The organism is Neisseria sp. P0021.S007 (assembly GCF_051956855.1).
The window spans coordinates 1-1,030 of the sequence record NZ_JBQCXA010000161.1; the positions used below are offsets into that span (position 1 = coordinate 1).

At 36.8% G+C, this 1,030-nt stretch carries 2 protein-coding genes; both read right to left on the reverse strand.

Going from position 1 to position 1,030, the window contains the following annotated elements:
• The gene (locus ACTHUR_RS11905; RefSeq protein ID WP_002233344.1) at window positions 1-429 is read right to left on the reverse strand and encodes a hypothetical protein; all 429 of its coding nucleotides are present in this window, start codon (window positions 427-429) and stop codon (window positions 1-3) included.
• Between the two features lie 2 nt (window positions 430-431).
• A complete protein-coding gene (locus ACTHUR_RS11910; RefSeq protein WP_070646392.1) occupies window positions 432-878 on the reverse strand; it encodes a DNA/RNA non-specific endonuclease in 447 nt (148 codons plus the stop codon).
• Window positions 879-1,030: the final 152 nt, after the last annotated feature.

Sequence of the window (1,030 nt, forward strand, 5' to 3'; positions counted from 1 at the left end):
TTAGCCATACGGGTTTTCTGTTTTTTGCTTTTCTTCTTTAAACCATTGTTCAAAAATATTACCCGGTGTTAAATCATCTCTATGCGAGAAAAATTTTTCATATGAATAATTAGCGGATGCTTTCTGATTTACATTGTCATATATGAGTTTCAACTGAGTTGGAATTTCCTGATGATTCTCGGCAAAGACAGAGCATAGTTCCGAATAATCTTCCATTCCAAGATTAAGAAACTGCCATTGAATCTCTTTTGTATTAAAAGACTCCTTTCTCATAATTTTATTATCCACTTTAAAAAAAGCATCAAAAGACAATACGTTTCTTTCCCTTGCACCATATATATAGACAGCGGTAACCCCCTCTCCTGAAAATTCAAGTGCCAAGCTAAGCATACGTTTTTGTATTTCTGATATCTTATCTTCAAATTTCATTTTTACTTTCCTGTGTTGTAAATCTTTTCAACTTTTTTAATGCCATCAATTTCATATTGAATAACAAAATGATCTGGCCTTAAACTATTTCCCTTGTATTGTATATCAACATTTACCGTTACGCGTTTCTTTTCCATTAATGCATTTGCCCATTCATTTTCTAGAATTTTATAATTGCTTAAATTAACTCCGCTAAGCTGGGATACCAGATTATCTAACTTTGGAGACCCGCCAAATCTATCTCCCGCCAAATGACCAGCATGATCACCACTGAGTTTTCCCGGAGTATTAGGGTTATGATGAAGCCTGTCGGAACGTTTGGTTAACTGAAGCTCTTGTGCTTCCCATGTTTTTAACCGCCCAAGATGATCAGTTTGGTATATATATTCAAACTCTCCGGCTGAGACCTTTGCAAAATTCCTTTTCCTCCGACAGCCGAAACCTAACACAGGTTTTCGGCTGTTTTTGTTTCAAATATCTACTGATTCTACTCAAATACCCCCATAATCCCCCTTGGATACCTGATAATCAGGCATCCGGCCGCCTTTTAAGCAGCAACAGGCACACTTAGCCTGTTAGCCGCTTTCAAAAGGTTCAAACA

What these genes read in the sequence shown, in the direction of transcription:
- ACTHUR_RS11905 (WP_002233344.1), bottom strand. Translation starts at nt 429, where the DNA reads ATGAAATTTGAAGATAAGATATCAGAAATACAAAAACGTATGCTTAGC.